Genomic DNA, 22,802 nt, shown 5'->3' with positions numbered 1-22,802 from the left:
ACCTGTTTGTGACTAGGGAACGGCCAGCACTTGCTCACCGTTTCGGGAAGCGGGCAGCGACGAGGTGCGAATCGAACGTTCAGGGCCAGTTTCGCCGGTACCTGCACCAGTGGGCTTGGGCACCGACGGGGACAGCTGCCCGCTTGGCTGCCCCCTCGTGCGTCCGAACAGGCGCTCAAAGGTCCCTTCGCATGAGAACGCACCTCGTCCCGTGGCGACGGATCAGCCAGAACGGATCGGTCCAGTGACTGAACGGGGCCGCAGCCCCTGAGCGCCGACCGCAGCTCAGCACGGATAGTCAGGCGGTGGTCCACTGGTGCGCGCGGCCGCCGCGCCATTCAACCCACCGGTCGTCGTCCAGGATGCTGTCGGCGTCCTGGACGCCCGCTCCTTCGAGGAACACCACCAGATCGTGATCGCTGTAGGCGGTGCCGAGGATCTCGTCCCGGGCCCCGGCGTGCACGGTGACTCTCCGGCCGCCAGTGCGGGAGGGCGGATGTACGACGATCGGCGCGCTGCTCATGCTTCCCAGCGTGCCCCTGGCGGGCCCGGTCGGCGAGCCGCTGCGGCGGTCAGTGGCTGTCGCCGGACCCCTGGCGACCCGGGCTTGTTCGTACCGGGTCAGCGCGCTCCACGCGCGGAGCGGCTTGCCGGAGGCGTCGGGGCAAGATCATGTGGGAGCGCTGTCCTTGGCTGACCTCCCTCGACAGGGGCGCTGGCCGCGCGCGGGCTATCGCGCGTTCAGTGCGGTACTGGGTGACCAAAGGTTGGAGAAGGTTGAAGAGGAGCATTGTTCCCGCCGGGAGAGCGCAGGTCGGCACAGCGAGATCTTGTACCGGAGGAGGTCTGCCGAGCGGGGCATACCCGGGACCGCCGCTCAGTCTGGCTGTGAATCAGTCGACCAGCTGAGCAATTCCGGGGCGTGGGGACGCCGTCCACCCTGCTCGAGTGATACACCGTGTCTGACGAGTTCCCTTCCGTGGCTGAAGTCCTGGCCCATGAGCCATCCGTCTTGGTGCTGGATGCCAGGGGGCCGTCCTCACCTGCGCACCTACTGCTTGCAGCTGTTCGAAGGCTCCATCGACAAGATCCGCGGCGTGGAGATCCCGGCCTTCTTCGACGATCCACCGTGTGGGCCGAGCTTGTCGCCGGTGCCCTGGGCGGGATCATGCTGAGCGCGCGGGCCGACTTGCACACAGTCCGCGGCGCGCCTTTCTCGGCGGTGGCGGGCGGCAGCCGCGCCGCTCCTGCTGTCCCTCATGGGTCTACGTCCGGCTGAAGTCTGCGGACTGTACGTGGTGGAGAAGGACACGAAGTCCCTGGCCGGTGAACGGGAACTTCCGTTGCCGGCTCCCGTACTGGCTGCTCTCAAGTCGTCCAAGGCCCTCCAGGCCAAGGAGAAACTGGCCCTTGGTGAGGCATACGCAGAGTCCGGCTACGTCTTGGTGCACGAGACCGGGGCAGCCTTCACGATCAAGCAGCTTCGTCGACGCGCGTACCGGCTCATGGCAATCCTCGGTCTCCGCCGCGTGCGTCTCTACGACGCTCGTTCGTCGTGCCTTACGTTCCTGGCCAACAACGGCGTGCCGGATCACATCCTTGCGCGGTGGGCCGGACACACGAGTGTGACTTGCCCAGGCGTATGGCCAGCAAGATCGAGGTGGACCCGGAGACCGGCCGCTGGCTGTGGACCGGTAGCTGCAACGGGGAGGGGCAGTCAGGCTACGGCCAGGTCTCCTACGAGGGAAAGACACAGCTTGTCCACCGTGTGGTGTTCAGGTTGCTGGTCGGTGAGATTCCTGAGGGCTTCCAGGTGCGTCATGCGGATCCTTGGGGACGGCACTTTACGCTTTGCTGCAAACCGGACCACCTGGAAGCAGTGCCGAAGAAGGAAGCTCTGCGGCGCAGGGACTGGGAGAGCGCGCGAGCCAGGAGGACGCACTGTCCCCACGGCCACGCGTACACGCCGGAGAACTCGTATCTGGATCCCCGAGGGTTCCGGCAGTGCCGGACGTGCCGCGCCGAGAGGGTCAGGAGCCACCGGGTTCCCCGGGCTGTGTGAGATTTCGTGATACGTGAGAGGGTCTGAGGCGTGAGTGAGACACCGTCGAACACCCTGCAATACCGCTTTGACGGGCCAGAAGAGGCTCCCGTCCTGATCCTGGGTCCCTCCCTGGGTACCACCTGGCACATGTGGGACCGCCAGGTCCCCGAGCTGATCAAGCAGTGGCGCGTCTTCCGGTTCGACCTGCCGGGCCACGGCGGCGCTCCCGCGTACCCGGCGGGCTCGGTCACCGAGCTCACCACACGGCTGCTGACCACCCTCGAAGGGCTCGGCGTGCAGCGCTTCGGCTACGCCGGCTGCGCGCTCGGCGGTGCCCTCGGCATCGAGCTGGCCCTGCGCCACCCCGAGCGGCTCGCCTCCCTCGCGCTGATCGCCGCCTCGCCCCGCTTCGGCACGGCCGACGAGTTCCGCCAGAGAGGCGTGATCGTCCGGACGAACGGCCTCGACCCCATCGCCCGCACCGCCCCCGAGCGCTGGTTCACCGGCGGGTTCGCCGCCGCGCAGCCCGCGATCACCGAGTGGGCCGTGCAGATGGTCCGCACCACCGACCCCGGCTGCTACATCGCCGCCTGCGAGGCGCTCGCCTCGTTCGACGTCCGGGCCGAGCTCGGGCGCGTCGGCGTCCCGACCCTGGTCCTCGTCGGCTCCGACGACCAGGTCACCGGCCCGGCCGAGGCCCGCACCCTGGTCGCCGGCATCCCGGACGCCCGCCTCGCCGTCGTCCCCGGCGCCTCCCACCTGGTGCCGGTCGAGCAGCCCGCCGCCGTCACCGACCTCCTGGTACGGCACTTCTCCACCGCCTGGCAGCCCGCCTTCGAGACCTCCACCGGCCAGACCGCCCTGCCGGCCGCCGCCCTCAAGCCGGTCCTGTCCGCCGCCCCCGCGCAGCCCGTCCAGACCGGGCCCGTCGCCGAGATCGCCCCCGTCGCCGTGCCGCAGGCCCAGGGGCGGCCCGACCCGTACGACACCGGCATCAAGGTCCGCCGCGAGGTGCTCGGCGACGCCCACGTCGACCAGGCGCTGGCCCAGGCCGACGAGTTCTCCGGGGACTTCCAGGAGTTCATCACCCGCTACGCCTGGGGCGAGATCTGGGACCGGCCCGGCCTCGACCGGCGCACCCGCAGCTGCGTCACCCTCACCGCGCTGGTCGCCGGCGGCCACCTCGACGAGCTGGCCTTCCACACCAGGGCCGCCCTGCGCAACGGCCTCACCCCCGGCGAGATCAAGGAAGTGCTGCTCCAGGCGGCCGTCTACTGCGGCGTGCCCGCGGCGAACAGCGCGTTCAAGGTGGCCCAGCAGGTCATCCGCGAGGAGACCACACCCCAGGAATGAGCCCGCGGGGGAGCGCGGGGGCAGGATGGAATCATGAAGCTCACGAAGAAGTCGCACGCCTGCGTCCGCCTGGAGAAGGACGGCCGGACCCTCGTCCTCGACCCCGGAGGATTCAGCGAGGAGGACGCCGCGCTCGGCGCGGACGCGATCCTCGTCACCCACGAGCACCCCGACCACTTCGACGAGTTCCGGCTGCGCGCCGCGATGGAGAACAATCCGGCCGCCGAGATCTGGACCCTGAAGTCGGTCGCGGAGAAGATCTCGTCCGCCTTCCCGGGCCGCGTCCACACCGTCGGCCACGGCGACACCTTCACCGCCGCCGGCTTCGACGTGCAGGTCCACGGCGAACTCCACGCGGTGATCCACCCGGACATCCCGCGCATCACCAACGTCGGCTACCTGGTCGACGGCGGCAAGGTCTTCCACCCCGGCGACGCCCTCACCGTCCCGGACCACCCGGTGGAGACGCTGATGCTCCCCGTCATGGCCCCCTGGAGCAAGATCTCCGAGGTCATCGACTACGTCCGCGAGGTGCGCCCGCAGCGCGCCTACGACATCCACGACGCCCTCCTCACCGACCTGGCCCGCCCCATCTACGACCGCCAGATCGGGCAGCTGGGCGGGTCGGAGCACCTGCGGCTCGCCCCGGGGACGTCGGCGGACCTCTGAGGTCGGGACGGCGCTGTCAGACCCTCCGGGTAGGTTGTGGGGCATGCGCATCGCGACCTGGAACGTGAACTCGATCACCGCCCGCCTGCCGCGGCTCCTGGCCTGGCTGGAGAGCAGCGGCACGGACGTGCTGTGCCTCCAGGAGGCCAAGGTCGCCGAGGACCAGTTCCCGGCGGAGCAACTGCGCGAGCTGGGCTACGAGTCGGCGGTCCACGCGACGGGCCGGTGGAACGGCGTGGCGGTGCTCTCCCGCGTCGGCATCGAGGACGTGGTCAAGGGCCTGCCCGGCGACCCCGGCTTCGACGGCTCGGTGGAGCCCCGCGCCATCTCGGCGACCTGCGGCCCGCTCCGCGTCTGGTCGGTCTACGTGCCGAACGGCCGTGAGGTGGATCACCCGCACTACGCCTACAAGCTCCAGTGGTTCGAGGCCCTCAAGGCGGCCGTCGCCGGTGACGCGGCGGGCAGCCGCCCCTTCGCGGTGATGGGCGACTACAACGTGGCGCCGACGGACGACGACGTCTTCGACCCCGCCGCCTTCGAGGGCTCCACGCACGTCACCCCCGCCGAGCGTGCCGCCCTGGCCTCCCTGCGCGAGGCCGGTCTGTCGGACGTGGTCCCGAGGCCCCTCAAGTACGAGCACCCGTTCACGTACTGGGACTACCGCCAGCTCTGCTTCCCGAAGAACCGCGGCATGCGCATCGACCTGGTCTACGGCAACCAGCCGTTCGCGAAGGCCGTCAAGGACGCCTACGTCGACCGCGAGGAGCGCAAGGGCAAGGGCGCCTCGGACCACGCCCCGGTCGTGGTGGACCTGGACGTCTAGGGCCTCAGCAGCCGCAGGTCCACCGAGTCCGCCAGGGCCGCGAGGCCCGCGTCGCCCGGATGCAGATGGTCCCCGCTGTCGTACGCGGGCAGCATCCGGGACGGCCGCTGCGGATCCCGCACCACCGCGTCGAAGTCGAGCACGCCGTCGAAGACGTCGCCGCCCCGGATCCACTCGTTCACCGCGACCCGCTCGGCGTCGACGGTGGCCGTGCAGCGCGCCTCGCCCTCACAGGGCAGGATCGTCGCCGCCAGCATCTTCAGGCCCCGGGCGTGCCCGCGCGCCGCGATCTCCCGCAACCCGGCGATCACCTGCTCCGCGGAGGTGTCCCACCGCAGATCGTTGATGCCCTCGAAGACGACCGCCGTACGCGCCGACGGCTGGGCCAGGACGTCCCGGTCGAACCGGTGCAGGGCGCTGACCCCGGCGGTGTCCGTGGACACCCCGTCGCCGGGGTAGCGGTCGCTGACCACGCGGTTGCCCGAGATGCCCTGGTTCAGCACGCCGTAGCGCGGGACGGTGTCCTGCCGCAGCAGCCGGCCGGCCAGGACGTTCGGCCAGCGCCGGTTCGCGTCCACCGTGGACTTGTCGCCGTCGGTGATCGAGTCCCCGAGCAGCACCACGGACCCGGGCCCGCCGCCCACGTCCACCCCCGCGAGCAGCGGCCAGCTGCTGATCACCGAGGTGTACGCCCCCGCCGAGCCGTCCGCCGCGTGGTCGCCGGGCTCGCTGACGTACGACCGCTGCTGCGCGAGCCGGTGCAGGGGCGCCGCCGGCACCGGGCCGGGCAGGTGGAAGCTCACCAGCAGGTTGGTGTCCGCGGGCACCGCGAAGCCGAGCGGATCGCTGTACGCCTGCGCCCCCGCCGGGATCTCCACGCCCGCTGCCCCGCCGAAGGACAACGGCACCGGAGCGCCCCGCGAGGCCGCGCCCGACGCCTGCACCGCCACCGTCGCGCTCCCGATCCGTACCGGCGCCGCCGCGAACGTGTTGTCGAACCGCACCCGCACCCGGGGCCCGCCGGCCGAGGTGTGCACCACCAGCCGCAGCGTCCGGTCCGTCCAGGGCCCCACCGCGCCGTATCCGCCCGTCGCCGTCGTCCAGCTGCCCGTCCAGCCCTGCGTGGCGGTCCGCACCGACAACGCGAAGACGTGCAGTCCGGTCGCCCTCGGCAGCCGGACGGAGGCGACCGCGCGCCCTGCGACGAGCGGCACCGTCACGACGTACAGGCGGGCCCGCTCGGCGCGTTGCCCGCCGGGCGTATTGATGTGCGGCAGGGCCACCGCCTTGGTGGCGAGCGGCCCGGTGCGCCAGTCCGGCGCGGTCAGCCGGTAGCCGGAGCGGGTGCCGTCGGCGTACCCGATCGTGCCCGTGCCGCCCACCTCCGTGCCGGCGGTGCCCGCCACCAGGAAGGCGAGGGCGTCACCGCGCCCCGTGACGCGGACGTCCTGCCCGGCGGCGCGGACGTTGTCCGGCTCGCCGGCCCGCCGCTTCGGCCAGGTCAGCCGGGCCCCCTGGACGGTGAGGGTCCGGCCCGGCGTCCAGCCGGCGGCCGCGAGGTCACGCGCCGACAGGGAGGCACCGGCGCCGTCGAAGTCCGCCTCCGCCGGCCGGCCGTCGTCGCTGACGGCGCTGTTGTCGAACAGCCGCTCCAGCGGCACCGGCGCGGCCCGCCCCTCCTCGGCGGCCCGCGCCGAGACCGCGGGCACCAGCGACCCGCACAGGGCCAGGACGATCAGGATCCCCCGGACAGATCGGCGCACGGCCGACTCCTCCCGCTCATCGAGACACGACGCGACACCACACAACGCAGGGACGGAACAGAGAGCTCAACGACCGCCGGTACGCAAGGCGCACGGTGAAGTTAGGGAGACGGCGGGGACTCGTCAACGAGCCGCGGGCGAACACGGCGTGAACTCGACCGTCGCCCCGGTCCGCGCGCCCTGTGGTGCGTACGGCGGTACGAATGACACGCTGGACGTATGAACATCCCTTTCCTGGGCAACCGGCGCCAGAAGGTGGGGTTCCCCGATCCGGCGGGCATCGCGGACCTCCTCGCCGAGTGTGAACTGCTCCGCTCCCAGGCGTCCCGGGCGGGGGTCCGCCTGGACGACTCGGCGGCCTCGCTGGAGGCGCTGGACCAGCTCGTGCCGCGCTGGCGGGACGACGACGAGATCCTGCCCTGGCTCGGCAACGACGCCGGGCTCTACCTGGGCACCGTCATCGTGCGCACCGTCCCGGGAGCCGCCTGGGAGATCCGGTCCGACGGGCAGCCCGTCGTGCGGCTGGCCTCCGGCCGGGAGTTCGACGTCGTGGACTCCGGGCACGAATGGGCCGCGAACGGGGTGCCGGAACTGTCGCAGCTGTACGCCGAAGTCGCGGAGGCGTGACCCCCATGGCCAGAACCTTTGGCCCAAAGTCCGATGTAAATACGGCTAATGATCGAAAAGTGCGTGTCGCCGACCAACTTCGATCTTGCCTGGATACGTTGCGGCAACCACCACACAGCTGAGAGTGAGTAGGGCTGAGCATGGCCGTCGATCCGCTGATCGAGCTGCGTGACGTCAACAAACACTTCGGGGAGCTGCATGTCCTGCGGGACATCGACCTCACCGTCGGCCGGGGGGAGGTGGTCGTGGTCATCGGTCCGTCGGGGTCGGGGAAGTCCACCCTCTGCCGGGCGATCAACCGGCTGGAGACCATCGAGTCCGGACAGATCGTCCTCGACGGGCAGCCCCTCCCGGAGGAGGGCAAGGCCCTGGCCCGGCTGCGCGCCGACGTCGGCATGGTCTTCCAGTCGTTCAACCTCTTCGCCCACAAGACCGTCCTGCAGAACGTCTCCCTGGGGCAGGTGAAGGTCCGCGGGCGCCGGAAGGAGGACGCCGACAAACGCTCCCGGGAACTCCTCGACCGGGTCGGTGTCGCCGACCAGGCGGACAAGTACCCGGCGCAGCTCTCCGGCGGTCAGCAGCAGCGTGTGGCCATCGCCCGCGCCCTGGCCATGGAGCCCAAGGCGATGCTCTTCGACGAGCCGACCTCGGCCCTCGACCCGGAGATGATCAACGAGGTGCTGGAGGTCATGAAACAGCTCGCCCGCGAGGGCATGACCATGATCGTCGTCACGCACGAGATGGGCTTCGCCCGCTCGGCCGCCAACCGCGTCGTCTTCATGGCCGACGGCCGGATCGTCGAGGACCGCACCCCCGACGAGTTCTTCACCAACCCCAGCAGCGACCGCGCCAAGGACTTCCTCTCCAAGATCCTCAAGCACTGAACGGGCGGGCACCGGACGGCTCATCGCATCGGACCTCGACTACGATGTGCCCTTCATCCCTGTCGGAGAGGGGGACTTCGCCAGAATCCGCCGATCCCGCCCGGGACGAGCTGACCGCCCGCCCGGTCCGCGGGGCGTTCCCACCGGGTGCGGCCCCCATGGCCCGCCACGGCCACGGGGGCGGCGGTTCACATCGGCCAGGCCCGTCCGGCGGCAGCCGGAGATCACTGCTCGCGCAGCGGAACCGACACGTACGACGGGTCGTTCACCGGCGAGGAGAAGGTCAGCTGCGCGCCGGACGGGTTGTGCTCGATGTAGAGCGGGTCGACCGTGTCGACGACCAGGGCGAGGCGATGCCCGGCCGGGACGTCGTAGGCCGTGGAGTACAGCTCCAGGTCGACGCCGAACGGCTTCCCGGGGGTGCGCCCGTGGAAGGTGTACGGCGCGTGGGAGACCAGCTTGCCGAGGCCGAGCGGCCCCACGTCGTACAGGTAGGCGACGAGGGTGCCGCTCTCCTTGGTCGGGGTGAGGGTCGTGTGCAACCTGGCCGTGCCGCGCACCTGTTGGGCGGTGGCGTACTTCTCCGACTGCCACACGGCGGCCCAGCGCCGGGGGAGCAGCGGGATCGAGGCCATCGGCGGCAGCTGGGCCACCTGGTCGAGGATGCTGGACAGGAAGACGACGCCGCCGTCCGCACCCGAGTTCACGTTCGCGCGGATGGTCTTCGAGCCCGCGAGGGCGATCTTCCGGGCGTCCGCGCCGACCGACTTCCAGTCCGGGTAGCCCTCGTAGCCGCCTGAGGCGCGGGACTTGAGCTGGACCGGCTGCTCGCGGTCGATGCCGTTGTCCTCGCCCCGCAGATGGTGGTCGAACCAGCGCTCGGTGTCCTTCCACACGTCGTTGGGCAGCCCGAACAGGCCGGTCAGCTCGGCGGTGGCGTGGTCTCCGGGGCGCATCTCCAGCCGCTTCGGGCCGGTCAGCTTCTCGTAGAAGTCGGCGTACTGGTTGGGAGGGAAGACCGAGTCGCCCCAGGCGTTGGCGAGCATGATCGCCGCGCCGTTCCGGTTGATCTGGTCGACGTACGTCACAGCGGAACGTTTCTTCCCCCAGGCGACGAGCTCCGGCTCCTTCGCGAGGTTGGAGCCGTAGAAGTCGTCGAAGACCTGCCGGAGTTCGGCGCTCTGCCGGCCGGTGACGATGCTCGCGCCGTCCAGCAGGGCGGCCGCCTGGACGTGCTGGGTGCGGCCGGCGTAGATCGAGCCGATCAGGTCGGCCCAGCCGCTGAGGGAGGCGACGGCCCTGACCCGCTTGTCGTGCGCGGCGGTGAGCAGGCTGATGCCGGCGCCGTAGGAGACGCCCGCCATGCCGACGCGCCGGGCGTCGGAGGGGGTGTGGGCGAGCGCCCAGTCGATGACCTTCGAGGCGTCGGCGACGTCGGGTGGGCCCGCCACTTCTATCTCGCCGCCCGACTGCCAGAATCCGCGCACGTTGTACGTGACCACGACGTACCCGGAGTCGGCGAGCTGCTGGGCCTGGGCCAGGTATTCGATCTGGGGCAGGCCCCAGCTCGTGGGCAGGACGAGCAGCGGGTAGCGGCGCGTGCCGTCGGAGCCGGACGGGGTGACGACGTTGGCCTTGAGGACGGTGCCGCCGTCGCCGGTGATGTCGACGAAGCGGACGGGGTGCGGTGCCGCCTGGGCGGTGGGGGCGATTCCGAGGGCGGTGCCGGCGACCAGGGTCGCCGAGACGGCGCCTACGGCGGTGGTGCGCAGGGCCTTGCGGTGGGGTCCCACGGTCACTCCTCACTCGTGTCAGTGCAAAGTGACCGAACGGTAACCTCGCCCCCTTACCAGGGGTAACCCACCGGTAAGTTACGTGGCGGTAACGATTGTTGAGAAGTGGAGGAACTCAGGAGGCACGGTGCGTAGTGCGTGGAGAGGCGGCGGACGGCGCCGTCTGCGCCGCGCGCGTCACGTCCTCCACCAGCTCGACGACGTCCGGACCGTAGGCCTGCGAGTTGATCACCTTGAGCAGTAGGACGAAGGAGGTGTTGCCGTACTTGCGGGCCAGCCGTTCGTGGTGGCGGGCGAGGTAGCGGGTGGTGGCCTGGTTGGTGATCGACGTCTGCCCGCAGAAGAGGAACACCGGACGGGTGTTCTGACTGCGCTCCGCGGTGAGCCGGGCGAGCAGCGCGTACTCCTCCTTGCCGTTCTCCACGCGGTACCGCTCGGAACCCACCAGGAACGATCCCCGGTCCGGGCCCGGTTCGGCGTCGACGTTCACGCGCACGCCCGGCAGCAGGGAGGACAGATGGGCCGCCATCCGGCGGTTCGAGGCCGGGCCGCCCACACAGAACTCGGTGCGTTCGCCGAAGCCCTGACGGGCCGTGTCGTGCGGCAGGATCTGGGCGTGCGCGTTGCAGTCCTTGATCAGCGCCGCGAGTTCGAGCAGTGCGAACACGTCGTAGCGCATCACCGCGAACTCGGGACCGCCGGCGCCCCGGTTCACCACCAGCAGCGACTCGGAGTTGTCGGGCAGCCCGAAGAACGCCTGCTTGCGGCGGAGCCTGCGCCGCCACAGGTAGGTGCGGGCCACCCAGCCGAGCGCGGCACTGATGCCCGCCGCTATCACGCCCAGGACGATGTTGCGCACGTCGTCATTCATGGGCGCGCATGGTAGCGGGCCGAGCGGACACGCGTTCGGCGCGTTCCTGACGAGGGCATGGCCATGAATTAAGCTGCGCGGACGGCCTTTGACTGGAGGTGCGGATGCGTCGCCCTGTCGCACGGAATCTGACGGTCCTGGCGGTTTCGGCCGCCGTGGTGGCTTCGGTGGGGGCGGCGGCGCCACCCGCCGCGCAGAGCCCGGGCGGTGAGAAGACCCCCCTGGCCGTCGGCTACGGCGGTGCCGTCTCCAGCGTCGACCCGGACGCCTCCGCCGCCGGGATCGAGGTCCTGAGGAAGGGCGGCAACGCCGTCGACGCGGCCGTCGCCACGGCCGCCGCTCTCGGCGTCACCGAGCCCTACTCCGCCGGCATCGGCGGAGGCGGCTACTTCGTCTACTACGACGCCAAGTCCCGCACGGTGCGCACCATCGACGGCCGCGAGACCGCCCCGCTGAGCGCCGACGCGAACCTGTTCGTGGAGAACGGCAAGCCCGTCCCCTTCGCCGAAGCCGTCAGCAGCGGCCTGAGCGTCGGCACGCCCGGCACGCCCGCCACCTGGCAGACGGCGCTCGACCGCTGGGGCAGCAAGCGCCTCTCCAGTGTCCTGAAGCCGGCCGAGCGGCTCGCCCGCGACGGCTTCACGGTCGACGAGACGTTCCGGGCGCAGACCGCGTCCAACGAGACCCGCTTCCGCTACTTCCCGGACACCGCGGAACTGTTCCTGCCGGGCGGGCGGCTGCCGGTCGTGGGCTCCACCTTCAAGAACCCCGATCTCGCCCGCACCTACGCCGAGTTGGGCCGCAAGGGCGTCGGGACGCTCTACCACGGCCCGCTCGGGCGGGACGTCGTCGATACGGTCAACAAGCCGCCGGTGGACCCGGGTTCGGGCTGGAACGCCCGCCCGGGCGACCTGTCCCCGCGGGACCTGGCGGCGTACCGCACCAAGCTCCAGGCGCCGACCCGGACCTCCTACCGGGGCCTCGGCGTCTACTCCATGGCGCCCTCCTCCTCCGGAGGCACGACGGTCGGCGAGGCGCTCAACATCCTGGAGCGGACCGACCTGTCGAAGGCGAGCGAGGCGGAGTACCTGCACCGGTACATCGAGGCGAGCCGGATCGCGTTCGCGGACCGGGGGCGGTGGGTCGGAGACCCGGCCTTCGAGGACGTGCCGACGAAGGAACTGCTCTCGCAGCGGTTCGCCGACTCGCGGGAGTGCCTCATCAAGGACGACGCGGTGCTCACGAGTCCCGTGGCGCCGGGTGATCCGCGCGACCCGAAGGCGTGCGACTCCGGCGGTACGGCCGCCCCCACGACCTACGAGGGCGACAGCACCACGCATCTGACCGTGGCCGACAAGTGGGGGAACGTCGTCTCCTACACCCTCACCATCGAGCAGACCGGTGGCAGCGGGATCACCGTGCCCGGACGGGGGTTCATCCTCAACAACGAGCTGACGGACTTCTCCTTCACCCCGGCGAACCCGGCCGTGCACGACCCGAACCTGCCGGGGCCGGGGAAGCGGCCGCGGTCCTCGATGTCGCCGACGATCGTTCTCGACCGGCACGACAGGCCCGTGGTGGCGCTGGGGTCGCCGGGCGGGGCGACGATCATCACGACCGTGCTGCAGACGCTCACCGCGTTCCTCGACCGGGGGCTGCCGCTCGTCGACGCGATCGCGGCGCCCCGGGCCAGTCAGCGCAATGCCGCGCAGACGGAGCTGGAACCGGGGCTCGATGCCGACGTGAGGCGGCAGTTGGAGGCGATCGGGCACTCGTTCAAGGCGAACCCGGAGATCGGGGCGGCTACGGGGGTGCAGCGGTTGCCGGGTGGGAAGTGGCTGGCAGCCGCTGAGACGGTACGGCGTGGTGGGGGATCGGCGATGGTGGTGCGGGCGGTGCGTTGACAGTTTTCGTCCGCGGGCGCGTGGGGGCTGGTCGTCCCCGCGCGGCGGAGCCGCACATCGGCACAGCCCCGCGCCCCGTTCAGGGCGTTGCCGAACTCTGCGTCTGAAACGCCAAGTGGCCGTCTTCCACGTCCACCGTCACCCGGCCTCCTTCGGACACTCGGCCGTCCAGCAGCAGCCGTGACAGTTCGTTGTCCACCTCGCGCTGGATCGTGCGGCGCAGCGGGCGGGCGCCGTACTCCGGCTGGTAGCCGCGCTCGGCCAGCCAGTCCACCGCCCGGTCGGTGAAGGTCACCGTGATGCCCTTGCCCTGGACGAGGGAGCGGGTGCGGTCCAGGAGGAGGTCGGTGATCTGGCGCAGCTGTTCCGTGCTGAGCTGGCGGAACACGACGATCTCGTCGATGCGGTTGAGGAACTCGGGCCGGAAGTGCTCGCGGAGCGGGCGCAGGATCTGCTCCCGGCGGGCCTCCTCGTCCGCGTCGGCGCCACCCGACGCGAAGCCCAGCGTGGCGCCCCGGCGGGTGATCGCCTCGGAGCCGAGGTTGCTGGTCATGACGATGACCGTGTTGGCGAAGTCCACCGTCCGGCCCTGCGAGTCGGTCAGCCGGCCGTCGTCGAGGACCTGGAGCAGGATGTTGAAGACGTCCGGGTGGGCCTTCTCGACCTCGTCCAGCAGGAGCAGCGAGTACGGGTGGCGGCGGACGACCTCGGTGAGCTGGCCCGCCTCCTCGTGGCCGACGTAGCCGGGCGGGGCGCCGACCAGGCGGCTGACGGTGTGCCGCTCCTGGTACTCGCTCATGTCGAGGCGGACCATGCGGTCCTCGCTGCCGAACAGCGCCTCGGCGAGCGCCCGGGCCAGCTCGGTCTTGCCGACGCCCGTCGGGCCGAGGAACAGGAAGCTGCCGATGGGCCGGTCGGGGCTCGCCAGCCCAGCGCGGGAGCGCAGCACCGCGTCGGAGACGACCCGGACGGCCTCGTCCTGGCCGACCACCCGCTGGTGCAGATGCTCCTCCAGGCCCAGCAGGCGGTCCTTCTCCTCCTGGGTGAGGCTGCTGACCGGGATGCCCGTCTGCCGCGACACCACCTCGGCGATCGCCTCGGCGCCGACGACCAGGTCCTGGCCCTCGTCGACCTCGCCGTCACCGCCGGCCTCGGTGATCCGCTGCTTGACGTCCAGGATCCGGTCGCGCAACTGGGTGGCCTGCTCGTACTGCTCGTCCGCGACGGCCTGGTCCTTGTCCCGGGTCAGCTGCTCCAGCTCCCGCTCCAGGGCCCGCACGTCGGTGCCCTTGGTCCGGGCCCGCAGCCGCACCCGGGCACCGGCCTGGTCGATCAGGTCGATCGCCTTGTCGGGCAGCCGGCGGTCGGTGAGGTAGCGGTCCGACAGCTCCACGGCGGCGACCAGCGCCTCGTCGGTGTAGCGGACCTGGTGGTGGGCCTCGTAGCGGTCCTGGAGGCCGCGCAGGATCTCGATCGCGTCGGCGGCGGTCGGCTCCGGAACCATGATCGGCTGGAAGCGGCGGGCCAGCGCCGCGTCCTTCTCGATCCGGCGGAACTCCTCCAGCGTGGTGGCGCCCACGATGTGCAGCTCGCCCCGGGCGAGGGCCGGCTTGAGGATGTTGCCGGCGTCCATCGACCCGCCCTCGCCGCCACCGGCACCGGCGCCCACGACCGTGTGCAGCTCGTCGATGAAGATGATGAGCTGGTCGGAGTGGGCGCGGATCTCGCTGACGATGTTGTTCATCCGCTCCTCGAAGTCACCCCGGTAGCGGGTGCCCGCGACCACACCGGTCAGGTCCAGGGCGACCACGCGGCGCCCGATCAGCACGTCGGGCACGTCCGCCTCGGAGATGCGCTGCGCCAGCCCCTCCACGATGGCGGTCTTGCCGACGCCCGCGTCACCGATCAGCACCGGGTTGTTCTTGCCGCGGCGGGAGAGGACCTCGACGGTCTGCTCGATCTCCTGGTCCCGGCCGATCACCGGGTCGATCCGGCCGTGCCGGGCCAGCTCGGTGAGGTCGCGGCCGTACTTGTCGAGGGTGGGGGTGTTCGTCGGGCGCGGGCGCTCGGCCTGGGGTGCCTCCGGTGCCTCGGGCGGCTCGGAGGGGGCGAAGCGGGCCGCGTTCAGGATGTGCCCGGCCGCCGAGTCGGGGTTCGAGGCCAGGGCGCTGAGCACGTGCTCCGGGCCGATGTAGCCGTAGCCGCGGGCCCGGGCCATGTCGTGCGCGTCCAGCAGGGCCCGCTTGGCCGCCGGGGTGAGGGAGAGCGTGGTCGGCGGCGGCGCGTCGTTCGGGCTGTGCTGCGCCGGGCCCGACCGTTCGTCGATCTGCGAGGCCAGCGAGTCGGGGTTTGCGCCGGCCTTGCTGAGCAGGGTCCGGGTGGGTTCGGTGGCGAGCGCCGCCCGCAGCAGGTGCTCCGTGTCGAGGTCGCGGCTGCCGTGCTCGGCGGCGTACTGGGCGGCGCCCCGGACGAGCTCCCGGGCCGGCTGGCTGAGCAGCCGGCCGAGATCGATCTGCCGGGGACCCGGACGCGGTCCGCCGAAGAAGCGTGCGAGGAATTCTCCGAAGGGATCCGAGCCGTAGCCCTCCGGGCTGCTGAAGCCGCTGCTCATGGGCCTTCCGTTCCCGGCGTCCCCGGCGCGCGGGCGGGGGACGCCCTCGCTGGTCGACGTGCCGGGGTCGGGTAACCCGGGTGGCAGCCCGTTACACCTGGGGCGCGCTCGTAGAACACCTTCGCACGATCGCCGACGAGGGGCACCTTCGGGACATCTACCGACAATCCCGTCGGGTGGCGGGTTCAGCGTGCCGTCAGGATCCTCGGGCCCGCGTCCGTGATCGCCACCGTGTGCTCCGCGTGGGCCGCGCGGGAGCCGTCGTTCGTCTTCAGCGTCCAGCCGTCGGGCGCCGCGTGGTAGTCGTCGGTGCCGCCCGCGATGACCATGGGCTCGATCGCCAGCACCATGCCGTGTCGCAGGCGCATGCCGCGCCCCGGCCGGCCCTCGTTCGGCACACCGGGGTCCTCGTGCATCCGGCGGCCGATGCCGTGGCCGCCGAAGCCGTCGGGGATGCCGTAGCCCGCCCCGCGGCAGACCGTGCCGATCGCGTGGGCGATGTCGCCGATCCGGTTGCCGACGACGGCGGCCTCGATGCCGGCCGCCAGGGCCCGCTCGGCGGTCTCGATCAGGCGCAGGTCGGCGCGGCGCGGGGTGCCCACGACGAAGCTCAGTGCCGAGTCGCCGACCCAGCCGCCCAGTTCGGCGCCGAAGTCGATGGAGACCAGGTCGCCGTCGCGCAGCCGGTAACGGGTCGGGATGCCGTGCACGATCGCGTCGTTCACCGAGACGCAGAGGACGGCGGGGAACGGGGTCGGCGCGAAGGACGGCCGGTACCCCAGGAACGGCGAGGTCGCGCCCGCCTCACGCAGCACGTCGTGCGCCACCTCGTCCAGCTCCAGCAGGGAGACGCCCACGTCGGCGGCCTTCTGTGCGGCCGTCAGGGCACGGGCGACGACCTGGCCCGCTTCGAACATGGCATCGATTGATGTGTCGGTCTTCAGCTCCACCATGCCAATTACTATACCGGTATTAGAATGGTGTCATGGTGCGCACCCCTCTCACCCCCGAAGAGCGCGAACGCGGCGAGCGGCTCGGCAGGCTGCTGCGTGCGGCGCGAGGCGACCGGAGCATGACGGAGGTCGCGGCGAGCGCGGGCATCTCCGCGGAGACCCTCCGGAAGATCGAGACCGGGCGGGCCCCGACCCCGGCCTTCTTCACGGTGGCCGCGCTGGCCGGTGTGCTCGGGCTGTCCATGGACGAGTTGGCGGGACAGTGCGTCCTGGTGCCGGTCTGAGGCCGGTGCTGAGGCTGCTGCGCCGCGTGTGAAAACTCCCCGTAGCACTGCTGTAACACGACTGGTGTTGCCTACTGGGCGGAGTGCTCCGGTCTGGCGGGAGTTGAGTGATGGCGGCGGATCAACTCCCGGCCGAGGTGCGGGAGTTCACGAACTACCTGGATGGTCTGCTGGCACGCCTCGATCCGTCCGGCGGCTGGTGCGCGGTGTTCTGGCAGCGCGACCCCGAAGGCATGCAAGCCTGTCTCGACGGGCGTGAGATGCCGCCCTGGGACGTGGTGGAGGCGCTGCTGCGGGACCTCGCCGGGCAGTACGGCCCGGGGGGCGCGGGCCCGGAGACGGAACGCGCCCGCTCCCTGCATGCCGCCGCGCTGGCCGCGTTCGACAGCCGGCCCGGGGGCCGTGACGCGCTCGGGGACCTGCTGGACGTCATGCTCCGCGAGCAGCGGTTCGCCGCCGAACGCCAGGCCGGCCTGGCCCGGCAGCTGGCCTCGGCCACCACCCGCGAGCAGGCCGACGCCCTCCGGCTGGACCTCGCCTGGGCCCGGGACGACCACGAACGCGCGACCGTCCGCTGTGCGGAACTCAGGGCGCGGATCGCTTACCTGGACCGGCAGCGGCAGGGGCCGAGTCCTCTGCCGACCACCCCGCGCGGGGACCACCGGCCAGGGGACCACTGGCGGCGGGCCGACGGGAACGGACCGGAGGCCGCGGCGCGGGCGCGGGGTGGTGAACCGGCGGCAGGGAGTGCGCGCGGGTACGGCCCGAGGCCGGTGGCGCCGGTGGCGCCGGAGGCCCAGGTGGCGCGGGAGACGGATGGCGCGACCGCGGGCGAGCACGGTTCCCCGAGGGCCGGGGATGCCCGGGAAGCCGTCGCCCACGGCTGGCCCCATGACTTCACGGATTCGGGCCCCGGCCAGGAGACGTCCGCCAGGCCGTCGTCGGCACCGGGCCGGGGTGTGGTGGACCAGGGTTCTACTCCGGCGGGTCCCGGGCCGGGCCCGAGCGCGGGTCAGGTTCAAGGTTCCGGTCAGGTTCACGGCCCGGGTCAGGTTCACGGTCCGGGTCAGGTTCACGGCCCGGGTCAGGACCACGGCCCGGGTCAGGACCACGGACCAGGCCCGGGCTCGGTCGTGTCAGGCCCGGGTCGGGCGGGCCGGAATCCGGGCTCGACTCCCTCGGGCTGGACCCCAGCCGCCCCGGGCCGGGTCCAGGCCGCCCCGCGTTCGCACCTCAGCCCTCAAGGCTCGACAGCCCAAGGCCTGGCCCCGGGGACCCAGAGCCCGTACCCGACCTCCCAAGGCCCGACCCCGGCCCCTCCAGGTCAAGCCGCACCCACTCCGGATCAAGCCCCTGCCTTTCCGGAGCCCGCCCCGGCCGCTCCGCAGCCCCCTGCCACCCCCGAACCCCCGGCCCCCCAGCCCTCCGCCCCCTCCAAGCAGCGGAAACGCCGTCGCGGCAGTGCCCGCTTCGCGGGGATGGTGGAGGAGGAAGCCGCCCCCGTCGTCGTACCGCCCGCCGCGGTGCCGGCCATCCCCGTCCCCGCGCCCGCCACCGGCCGCACCCCGCGCGGCGCGCGCTTCGCCGGGGCCGCCGAGGAGGCCGTAGCGGAGCCCGCGGCGCCGAAGACCGGCGCGACCGGCGCGACCGGCACGGTCGGCGCCGCGGAGCGGACGGAGGTCGCGCGGGCCGTCGAGACACTGGCGCGGCTCCGGGGGGAGGGACGCAGCGGGGAGGCGCACGCCCTGCTGGTCGAGGCCGCCTACTGGGCCCCCGACCGGCTCCCGCTGCTCGCCCACGCACTCGAACGGGCCGGACTGGGAGCGGACTGGCAGACCCTGCTCTGGGAGGCCGCCTCGCTGCCCGCCGGACGGCTGGTCGCCGCCGCGGACGCCCTGGTCGCGGCCGGGCGCGCGGAGGACGGACAGCAGATGCTGCGCCAGGGGGTCGCCCGGCCCGCGGGCGAGGTCGGGGAGGCCGTCCTCGACCTGGTCGCCGAGGGCCGCCGGCGCGAGGTGCGCGCGCTGCTCGACGCGTACGTGCGGGCCCGCACCCCCGAGGAGGCCGCCCGCAGCGCGCAGCCCGATCCGCAGCGCCTGGTGCCGCTGCTGCTGGAGGCCGCCCAGGGCGTGTCGGACGAGCGCCGCTGGGATCTGCTGCACGCGCTCCGGGTCGCCGGATTCGCCGTCTGACCGGCGCCGACGTGCCGCCGGCGACTCACCCACAGGAGTACGAATCGCGCCCGGCCCCGCGGGTTGGCGACGATGGTCTTGGCAAGCCCGTGCCGGAGGCTTACGTTCGTGGCTCTACGGCCCGCTTCTACGGGCGTAGAGGCGCAGACGCCGCGTCGAAGGAGCAGCTCATGGCCAACGTCGTACGTGCCGCTCTGGTCCAGGCCGCCTGGACCGGCGACACCGAGTCCATGGTGGCGAAACACGAGGAGCACGCCCGCGAGGCGGCCCGCCGGGGCGCGAAGATCATCGGGTTCCAGGAGGTCTTCAACAGCCCCTACTTCTGCCAGGTCGAGGAGCCGGAGCACTACCGCTGGGCCGAGCCCGTGCCCGACGGACCCACCGTGCGGCGCATGCGGGCCCTGGCGCGCGAGACCGGCATGGTGATCGTCGCGCCGGTGTTCGAGGTCGAACAGCCCGGCTTCTACTACAACACCGCGGCCGTGATCGACGCCGACGGCACCTATCTCGGCAAGTACCGCAAGCACCACATCCCGCAGCTCAAGGGCTTCCGCGAGAAGTTCTACTTCAAGCCGGGCAACCTCGGCTGGCCCGTCTTCGACACCGCGGCCGGCAAGGTCGGCGTCTACATCTGCTACGACCGCCACTTCCCGGAGGGCTGGCGGGAGCTGGGCCTGGCCGGGGCCCAGCTGGTCTACAACCCCTCCGCCACGCACCGGAGCCTGTCGTCCCACCTGTGGCGGCTGGAGCAGCCCGCGGCCGCTGTCGCCAACGCGTACTACATCGCCGCGATCAACCGCGTCGGGCAGGAGGAGTACGGCGACAACGACTTCTACGGGACGAGCTACTTCGTCGACCCCCGTGGGCGGTTCGTGGGGGACGTCGCCAGCGACAGCAAGGAGGAACTCGTGGTCCGGGATCTGGACCTCGACCTCATCGAAGAAGTGCGGCAGACGTGGGCCTTCTACCGCGACCGCCGCCCCGACGCCTACGAAGGGCTGGTGCAGCCGTGACCGACGACCTCCTGGGCCGCCACCGGGCGGTGCTCCCCGACTGGCTCGCCCTCTACTACGAGGAGCCGATCGAGATCACCCACGGCGAGGGCCGCCACGTCTGGGACGCCGAAGGCAACCGGTACCTCGACTTCTTCGGCGGCATCCTCACCACCATGACCGCGCACGCGCTGCCCGAGGTGACCAAGGCGGTGAGCGAGCAGGCCGGGCGGATCATCCACTCCTCGACCCTCTACCTCAACCGGCCGATGGTGGAACTCGCCGAGCGGGTCGCCCAGTTGAGCGGCATCCCGGACGCCCGGGTCTTCTTCACCACCTCCGGCACCGAGGCCAACGACACCGCCCTGCTGCTGGCCACGGCGTACCGGCGCAGCAACACGATCCTGGCCATGCGCAACAGCTACCACGGCCGCTCCTTCAGCTCCGTCGGCATCACCGGCAACCGGGGCTGGTCCCCGACCTCGCTGTCCCCGCTGCAGACGCTGTACGTCCACGGCGGCGTTCGCACCCGCGGCCCGTACGCCTCGCTGAGCGACGACGCCTTCATCGCCGCCTGCGTCGACGACCTGGTCGACCTGCTCGGCCACACCCGCCCCCCGGCCGCGCTGATCGCCGAGCCCATCCAGGGCGTCGGCGGCTTCACCTCCCCGCCGGACGGGCTGTACGCCGCCTTCCGCGAGGTGCTGCACGAGCGCGGCATCCTGTGGATCGCCGACGAGGTGCAGACCGGCTGGGGCCGCACCGGCGAGCACTTCTGGGGCTGGCAGGCCCACGGGCAGAACGGGCCGCCGGACATCATGACCTTCGCCAAGGGCATCGGCAACGGCATGTCCATCGGCGGGGTCGTCGCCCGCTCCGAGATCATGAACTGCCTGGACTCCAACAGCATCTCGACCTTCGGCGGCACCCAGATCACCATGGCGGCGGGCCTCGCCAACCTCAACTACCTGCTGGAGCACGACCTCCAGGGCAACGCCCGGCGTGTCGGCGGACTGCTCATCGAGCGGCTGCGGGCCGCCGCCGCGCCGGTCCCGGCCGTCCGGGAGGTACGCGGGCGCGGCCTGATGATCGGCATCGAGATCACCAGGCCCGGCACCGACGAGGCCGATCCGCAGGCGGCGGCCGCCGTCCTGGAGGCGGCCCGCGAGAGCGGCCTGCTGATCGGCAAGGGCGGCGGCCACAACACCAGCTCGCTGCGCGTCGCGCCGCCGTTGTCCCTCAACGTCGCGGAGGCCGAGGAGGGCGCCGCGATCCTCGAGAACGCTCTGAGGAGCATCCAGTAGCAGTGGACTGAGCAAGGGAACCGTCACATGACCACTACCTGGGATTCCCTGGAACCGGCCCTGTCGGTGCGGCAGGTCCTCACCCTGGAGCGGGTGCTCGCCGGGGAGCCCGAGGTGGTGGCCGGCGCGAGCCACCTCGACCGGCCCGTCCGGTGGGTGCACGTCGCCGAGGCCGCCGACGTCGGCGTGATGCTCAGCGGCGGCGAGATGGTCCTCACCACCGGTGTGCTGCTCGCCGGGGACGAGGACAAGCAGGCCGAGTACGTCCGGTCGCTGCACCGCGCCGAGGCGGCGGCGGTCGTCCTGGGACTGGGCCGGGCCTTCCCCTCCCCGCCGGACGTGATGCGCCGGGCCGCCGAGCGGTGCGGGCTGCCCATGGTCGTGCTGCACCGGCCCTTCCCCTTCGCCGAACTCACCGAGGAGGTCCAGTCCCGGCTGGTGCGGCGCAAGTTCGCCGCCGTCAGCCTCTCCGAGGCCGTCCGCACCGAGCTCACCGCCCTCATCACCGCGGGCGCCCCGCTGCAGCGCCTGCTCGACGAGGTCGCCCGGCACAGCGCCTGCCCGGTCGTCGTCACCAACCTCGCCCACCGCGTCCTCGGCACGGCGGGGGAGCGGCCCGCGGTCGACGACGTGCTGCGCGACTGGGAGCGCATCGCCCGGCAGGCCGGCGGCACCGAGGGCGACGGCTGGATCCGTGCCGAGCTCGGCGGGCGCGGGGAGCGCTGGGGCCGGATCGTGCTGTGCGGCTACCGGGGCGACACCGCCACCGGACGGCTGCTGGCCGACCGCGCCGCCGAGGCCCTCGTCCTGCACCGCATGCTCGGCGGCGCCGCGTGCTCCTGGGAGGAGCAGTCCGCGCAGAGCCTGCTGACCGACCTGGTCAGCGGCGTCGTCCCCGCGCGGCAACTGTTGCCCCGGGCGCGCGCGGCCGGACTGCCCGTCAACCGGAGGACGTTCGTGCCGCTGGTCGTCCGCGACGGCGACACCGGGCAACTGGAGCGGCTGCTGCGGCTGTTGGGCCTGCCCGGACTGGTCGCCGAACTGGCCGACGGGGCCACCGCCGTGCTGCTCAGCCTGCCCCGCGACCAGGACGCGGACGCCCTCGCCGTCCACTTCGCGACCCGGCTGCGCACCGAGTCCGGCACGGACCGCACGGTCGTCGCCGCGGCCGACCCCCGGGTCGCCTGGGACGACGTACCCACCGGCCTGCGCGAGGCCCAGCACGTGGCGGACGCCGTCGCCGACTCCTCCACCGCCCTCGACCTCCCGCCGGTCGTCCGCCTGAAGGACGTCCACCTGCGCGGCCTGATCCGCCTGCTGCGCGACGACCCGCACGTGCAGTCCTTCGCGGAGCGGGAGCTGAACGGACTGCTGCGCGGGACCGACGAGGACCTGCTGTCCGTCCTGCGCACTTACCTCGCGACCGGCCGCAACAAGTCCCGCACCGCCCAGCTCCACCACGTCTCCCGGCCCGCCCTCTACCGCCGCCTGGAGGCGATACAGGTCCGCCTCGGGGTGGACCTCGACGACTTCGAGCAGGCCGCCTCGGTGCACATCGCACTCCTCGCGCACGACGCGCAACAGCAGTGAAACACGCGACCACCTGGGAAAACGGCGGTGAAACATGGGCCCACGGCAGAGTGACACAGTGGCACGCCGCACGTCCCGGGACGTGACACGGTGCACCTCAAAGAGGACGTCCCGGCTTCCTAGGCTCACGGCACACCGAGCGACC

The 22,802-nt window shown here is 72.0% G+C and carries 19 protein-coding genes; 12 read left to right on the top strand and 7 right to left on the bottom strand.

Features of this window, described 5'->3' with window-relative positions:
* Window positions 1-298: 298 nt before the first annotated feature.
* Window positions 299-523 (bottom strand): hypothetical protein, encoded by a 225-nt coding sequence (locus ACSUPV_RS07250; RefSeq protein ID WP_037759779.1) that lies wholly within the window; start codon window positions 521-523, stop codon window positions 299-301.
* Between the two features lie 1,119 nt (window positions 524-1,642).
* Between ACSUPV_RS07250 and ACSUPV_RS07245 the strand changes: the two genes are divergently transcribed.
* From ACSUPV_RS07245 to ACSUPV_RS07230, 4 genes are read left to right on the top strand one after another with little or no spacing between them, the layout of a single operon-like run.
* Complete coding sequence (locus ACSUPV_RS07245; protein WP_436947144.1) at window positions 1,643-2,062, top strand: HNH endonuclease signature motif containing protein; 420 nt, start codon at window positions 1,643-1,645, stop codon at window positions 2,060-2,062.
* Between the two features lie 30 nt (window positions 2,063-2,092).
* Window positions 2,093-3,397, top strand: a complete 1,305-nt coding sequence (gene pcaDC, locus ACSUPV_RS07240) for a bifunctional 3-oxoadipate enol-lactonase/4-carboxymuconolactone decarboxylase PcaDC (RefSeq protein ID WP_436947143.1) — start codon at window positions 2,093-2,095, stop codon at window positions 3,395-3,397.
* A gap of 33 nt (window positions 3,398-3,430) precedes the next feature.
* Window positions 3,431-4,066 carry an MBL fold metallo-hydrolase gene (locus tag ACSUPV_RS07235; protein ID WP_031118321.1) on the top strand — a complete coding sequence of 212 codons (636 nt, stop codon included), beginning with the start codon at window positions 3,431-3,433 and terminating at the stop codon, window positions 4,064-4,066.
* A gap of 43 nt (window positions 4,067-4,109) precedes the next feature.
* On the top strand, window positions 4,110-4,889 hold the full coding sequence (locus tag ACSUPV_RS07230; protein ID WP_037759777.1) for an exodeoxyribonuclease III: 780 nt from the start codon (window positions 4,110-4,112) through the stop codon (window positions 4,887-4,889).
* On the opposite strand, the gene ACSUPV_RS07225 is transcribed toward ACSUPV_RS07230, so the two are convergent.
* Window positions 4,886-6,652, bottom strand: a complete 1,767-nt coding sequence (locus ACSUPV_RS07225; protein WP_436947142.1) for an SGNH/GDSL hydrolase family protein — start codon at window positions 6,650-6,652, stop codon at window positions 4,886-4,888. The two genes, ACSUPV_RS07230 and ACSUPV_RS07225, sit on opposite strands and share 4 nt — an antisense overlap.
* A gap of 219 nt (window positions 6,653-6,871) precedes the next feature.
* Here ACSUPV_RS07225 and ACSUPV_RS07220 point away from each other — a divergent pair, with 219 nt between their 5' ends.
* Both ACSUPV_RS07220 and ACSUPV_RS07215 read left to right on the top strand, forming a co-directional pair.
* Window positions 6,872-7,279, top strand: coding sequence for a DUF6278 family protein (locus tag ACSUPV_RS07220; RefSeq protein WP_359789290.1), 408 nt, complete (start codon window positions 6,872-6,874; stop codon window positions 7,277-7,279).
* A 140-nt stretch (window positions 7,280-7,419) separates the two neighbouring features.
* The gene (locus ACSUPV_RS07215; RefSeq protein WP_031118315.1) at window positions 7,420-8,163 is read left to right on the top strand and encodes an amino acid ABC transporter ATP-binding protein; all 744 of its coding nucleotides are present in this window, start codon (window positions 7,420-7,422) and stop codon (window positions 8,161-8,163) included.
* Window positions 8,164-8,387: 224 nt separating this feature from the next.
* Here ACSUPV_RS07215 and ACSUPV_RS07210 read toward each other — a convergent pair whose 3' ends face one another.
* Together ACSUPV_RS07210 and ACSUPV_RS07205 are read right to left on the bottom strand one after the other, a co-directional pair.
* The gene (locus ACSUPV_RS07210; protein WP_436947141.1) at window positions 8,388-9,956 is read right to left on the bottom strand and encodes a CocE/NonD family hydrolase; all 1,569 of its coding nucleotides are present in this window, start codon (window positions 9,954-9,956) and stop codon (window positions 8,388-8,390) included.
* 115 nt (window positions 9,957-10,071) lie between these two features.
* The gene (locus ACSUPV_RS07205; protein ID WP_031118313.1) at window positions 10,072-10,827 is read right to left on the bottom strand and encodes a hypothetical protein; all 756 of its coding nucleotides are present in this window, start codon (window positions 10,825-10,827) and stop codon (window positions 10,072-10,074) included.
* Between the two features lie 104 nt (window positions 10,828-10,931).
* On the opposite strand from ACSUPV_RS07205, the gene ggt reads away from it, so the two are divergent.
* Window positions 10,932-12,731, top strand: a complete 1,800-nt coding sequence (gene ggt / locus ACSUPV_RS07200; RefSeq protein ID WP_382615067.1) for a gamma-glutamyltransferase — start codon at window positions 10,932-10,934, stop codon at window positions 12,729-12,731.
* Window positions 12,732-12,810: 79 nt separating this feature from the next.
* Here the strand turns inward: ggt and ACSUPV_RS07195 are convergent, their stop codons facing one another.
* Window positions 12,811-15,342, bottom strand: a complete 2,532-nt coding sequence (locus ACSUPV_RS07195) for an ATP-dependent Clp protease ATP-binding subunit (RefSeq protein ID WP_436947140.1) — start codon at window positions 15,340-15,342, stop codon at window positions 12,811-12,813.
* A gap of 185 nt (window positions 15,343-15,527) precedes the next feature.
* Window positions 15,528-16,295 carry a type I methionyl aminopeptidase gene (map, locus tag ACSUPV_RS07190; protein ID WP_037759767.1) on the bottom strand — a complete coding sequence of 256 codons (768 nt, stop codon included), beginning with the start codon at window positions 16,293-16,295 and terminating at the stop codon, window positions 15,528-15,530.
* Window positions 16,296-16,327: 32 nt separating this feature from the next.
* Here map and ACSUPV_RS07185 point away from each other — a divergent pair, with 32 nt between their 5' ends.
* Entirely contained in the window at window positions 16,328-16,579 is a 252-nt protein-coding gene (locus ACSUPV_RS07185) for a helix-turn-helix domain-containing protein (RefSeq protein WP_031118308.1), read from the top strand.
* A 71-nt stretch (window positions 16,580-16,650) separates the two neighbouring features.
* On the opposite strand, the gene ACSUPV_RS07180 is transcribed toward ACSUPV_RS07185, so the two are convergent.
* Window positions 16,651-17,136: a hypothetical protein gene (locus ACSUPV_RS07180; RefSeq protein ID WP_436947139.1), complete on the bottom strand. Its 486-nt coding sequence runs from the start codon at window positions 17,134-17,136 to the stop codon at window positions 16,651-16,653.
* Window positions 17,137-18,057: 921 nt separating this feature from the next.
* Here ACSUPV_RS07180 and ACSUPV_RS07175 point away from each other — a divergent pair.
* The 4 genes from ACSUPV_RS07175 to ACSUPV_RS07160 all read left to right on the top strand — a co-directional run bounded on the left by ACSUPV_RS07175 (window position 18,058) and on the right by ACSUPV_RS07160 (window position 22,657).
* The gene (locus ACSUPV_RS07175) at window positions 18,058-18,771 is read left to right on the top strand and encodes a hypothetical protein (protein ID WP_436947138.1); all 714 of its coding nucleotides are present in this window, start codon (window positions 18,058-18,060) and stop codon (window positions 18,769-18,771) included.
* Between the two features lie 170 nt (window positions 18,772-18,941).
* On the top strand, window positions 18,942-19,784 hold the full coding sequence (locus ACSUPV_RS07170; RefSeq protein WP_037759765.1) for a nitrilase-related carbon-nitrogen hydrolase: 843 nt from the start codon (window positions 18,942-18,944) through the stop codon (window positions 19,782-19,784).
* The gene (locus tag ACSUPV_RS07165; protein ID WP_037759763.1) at window positions 19,781-21,067 is read left to right on the top strand and encodes an aspartate aminotransferase family protein; all 1,287 of its coding nucleotides are present in this window, start codon (window positions 19,781-19,783) and stop codon (window positions 21,065-21,067) included. The genes ACSUPV_RS07170 and ACSUPV_RS07165 overlap by 4 nt, the downstream gene beginning before the upstream one ends.
* Window positions 21,068-21,094: 27 nt before the next feature.
* Window positions 21,095-22,657, top strand: coding sequence for a PucR family transcriptional regulator (locus ACSUPV_RS07160; RefSeq protein WP_436947137.1), 1,563 nt, complete (start codon window positions 21,095-21,097; stop codon window positions 22,655-22,657).
* The last annotated feature ends 145 nt before the right edge of the window (window positions 22,658-22,802 follow it).

It is taken from the genome of Streptomyces sp. SudanB52_2052, assembly GCF_964272415.1.
Taxonomy (GTDB): Bacteria; Actinomycetota; Actinomycetes; order Streptomycetales; family Streptomycetaceae; genus Streptomyces; species Streptomyces olindensis.
The sequence above is the reverse complement of the archived record's forward strand: the minus strand, read 5'-3'. Positions and strand labels throughout refer to the sequence as shown.

Bases quoted from the DNA above. Each gene is read 5' to 3' on its own strand.
- ACSUPV_RS07250 (WP_037759779.1), bottom strand. From the start codon at position 523: ATGAGCAGCGCGCCGATCGTCGTACATCCGCCCTCCCGCACTGGCGGC.
- ACSUPV_RS07245 (WP_436947144.1), top strand. From the start codon at position 1,643: ATGGCCAGCAAGATCGAGGTGGACCCGGAGACCGGCCGCTGGCTGTGG.
- ACSUPV_RS07235 (WP_031118321.1), top strand. From the start codon at position 3,431: ATGAAGCTCACGAAGAAGTCGCACGCCTGCGTCCGCCTGGAGAAGGAC.
- ACSUPV_RS07230 (WP_037759777.1), top strand. From the start codon at position 4,110: ATGCGCATCGCGACCTGGAACGTGAACTCGATCACCGCCCGCCTGCCG.
- ACSUPV_RS07220 (WP_359789290.1), top strand. From the start codon at position 6,872: ATGAACATCCCTTTCCTGGGCAACCGGCGCCAGAAGGTGGGGTTCCCC.
- ACSUPV_RS07215 (WP_031118315.1), top strand. From the start codon at position 7,420: ATGGCCGTCGATCCGCTGATCGAGCTGCGTGACGTCAACAAACACTTC.
- ACSUPV_RS07205 (WP_031118313.1), bottom strand. From the start codon at position 10,827: ATGAATGACGACGTGCGCAACATCGTCCTGGGCGTGATAGCGGCGGGC.
- ggt (WP_382615067.1), top strand. From the start codon at position 10,932: ATGCGTCGCCCTGTCGCACGGAATCTGACGGTCCTGGCGGTTTCGGCC.
- ACSUPV_RS07195 (WP_436947140.1), bottom strand. From the start codon at position 15,342: ATGAGCAGCGGCTTCAGCAGCCCGGAGGGCTACGGCTCGGATCCCTTC.
- map (WP_037759767.1), bottom strand. From the start codon at position 16,295: ATGGTGGAGCTGAAGACCGACACATCAATCGATGCCATGTTCGAAGCG.
- ACSUPV_RS07185 (WP_031118308.1), top strand. From the start codon at position 16,328: ATGGTGCGCACCCCTCTCACCCCCGAAGAGCGCGAACGCGGCGAGCGG.
- ACSUPV_RS07175 (WP_436947138.1), top strand. From the start codon at position 18,058: ATGGTGGAGGAGGAAGCCGCCCCCGTCGTCGTACCGCCCGCCGCGGTG.
- ACSUPV_RS07170 (WP_037759765.1), top strand. From the start codon at position 18,942: ATGGCCAACGTCGTACGTGCCGCTCTGGTCCAGGCCGCCTGGACCGGC.
- ACSUPV_RS07160 (WP_436947137.1), top strand. From the start codon at position 21,095: ATGACCACTACCTGGGATTCCCTGGAACCGGCCCTGTCGGTGCGGCAG.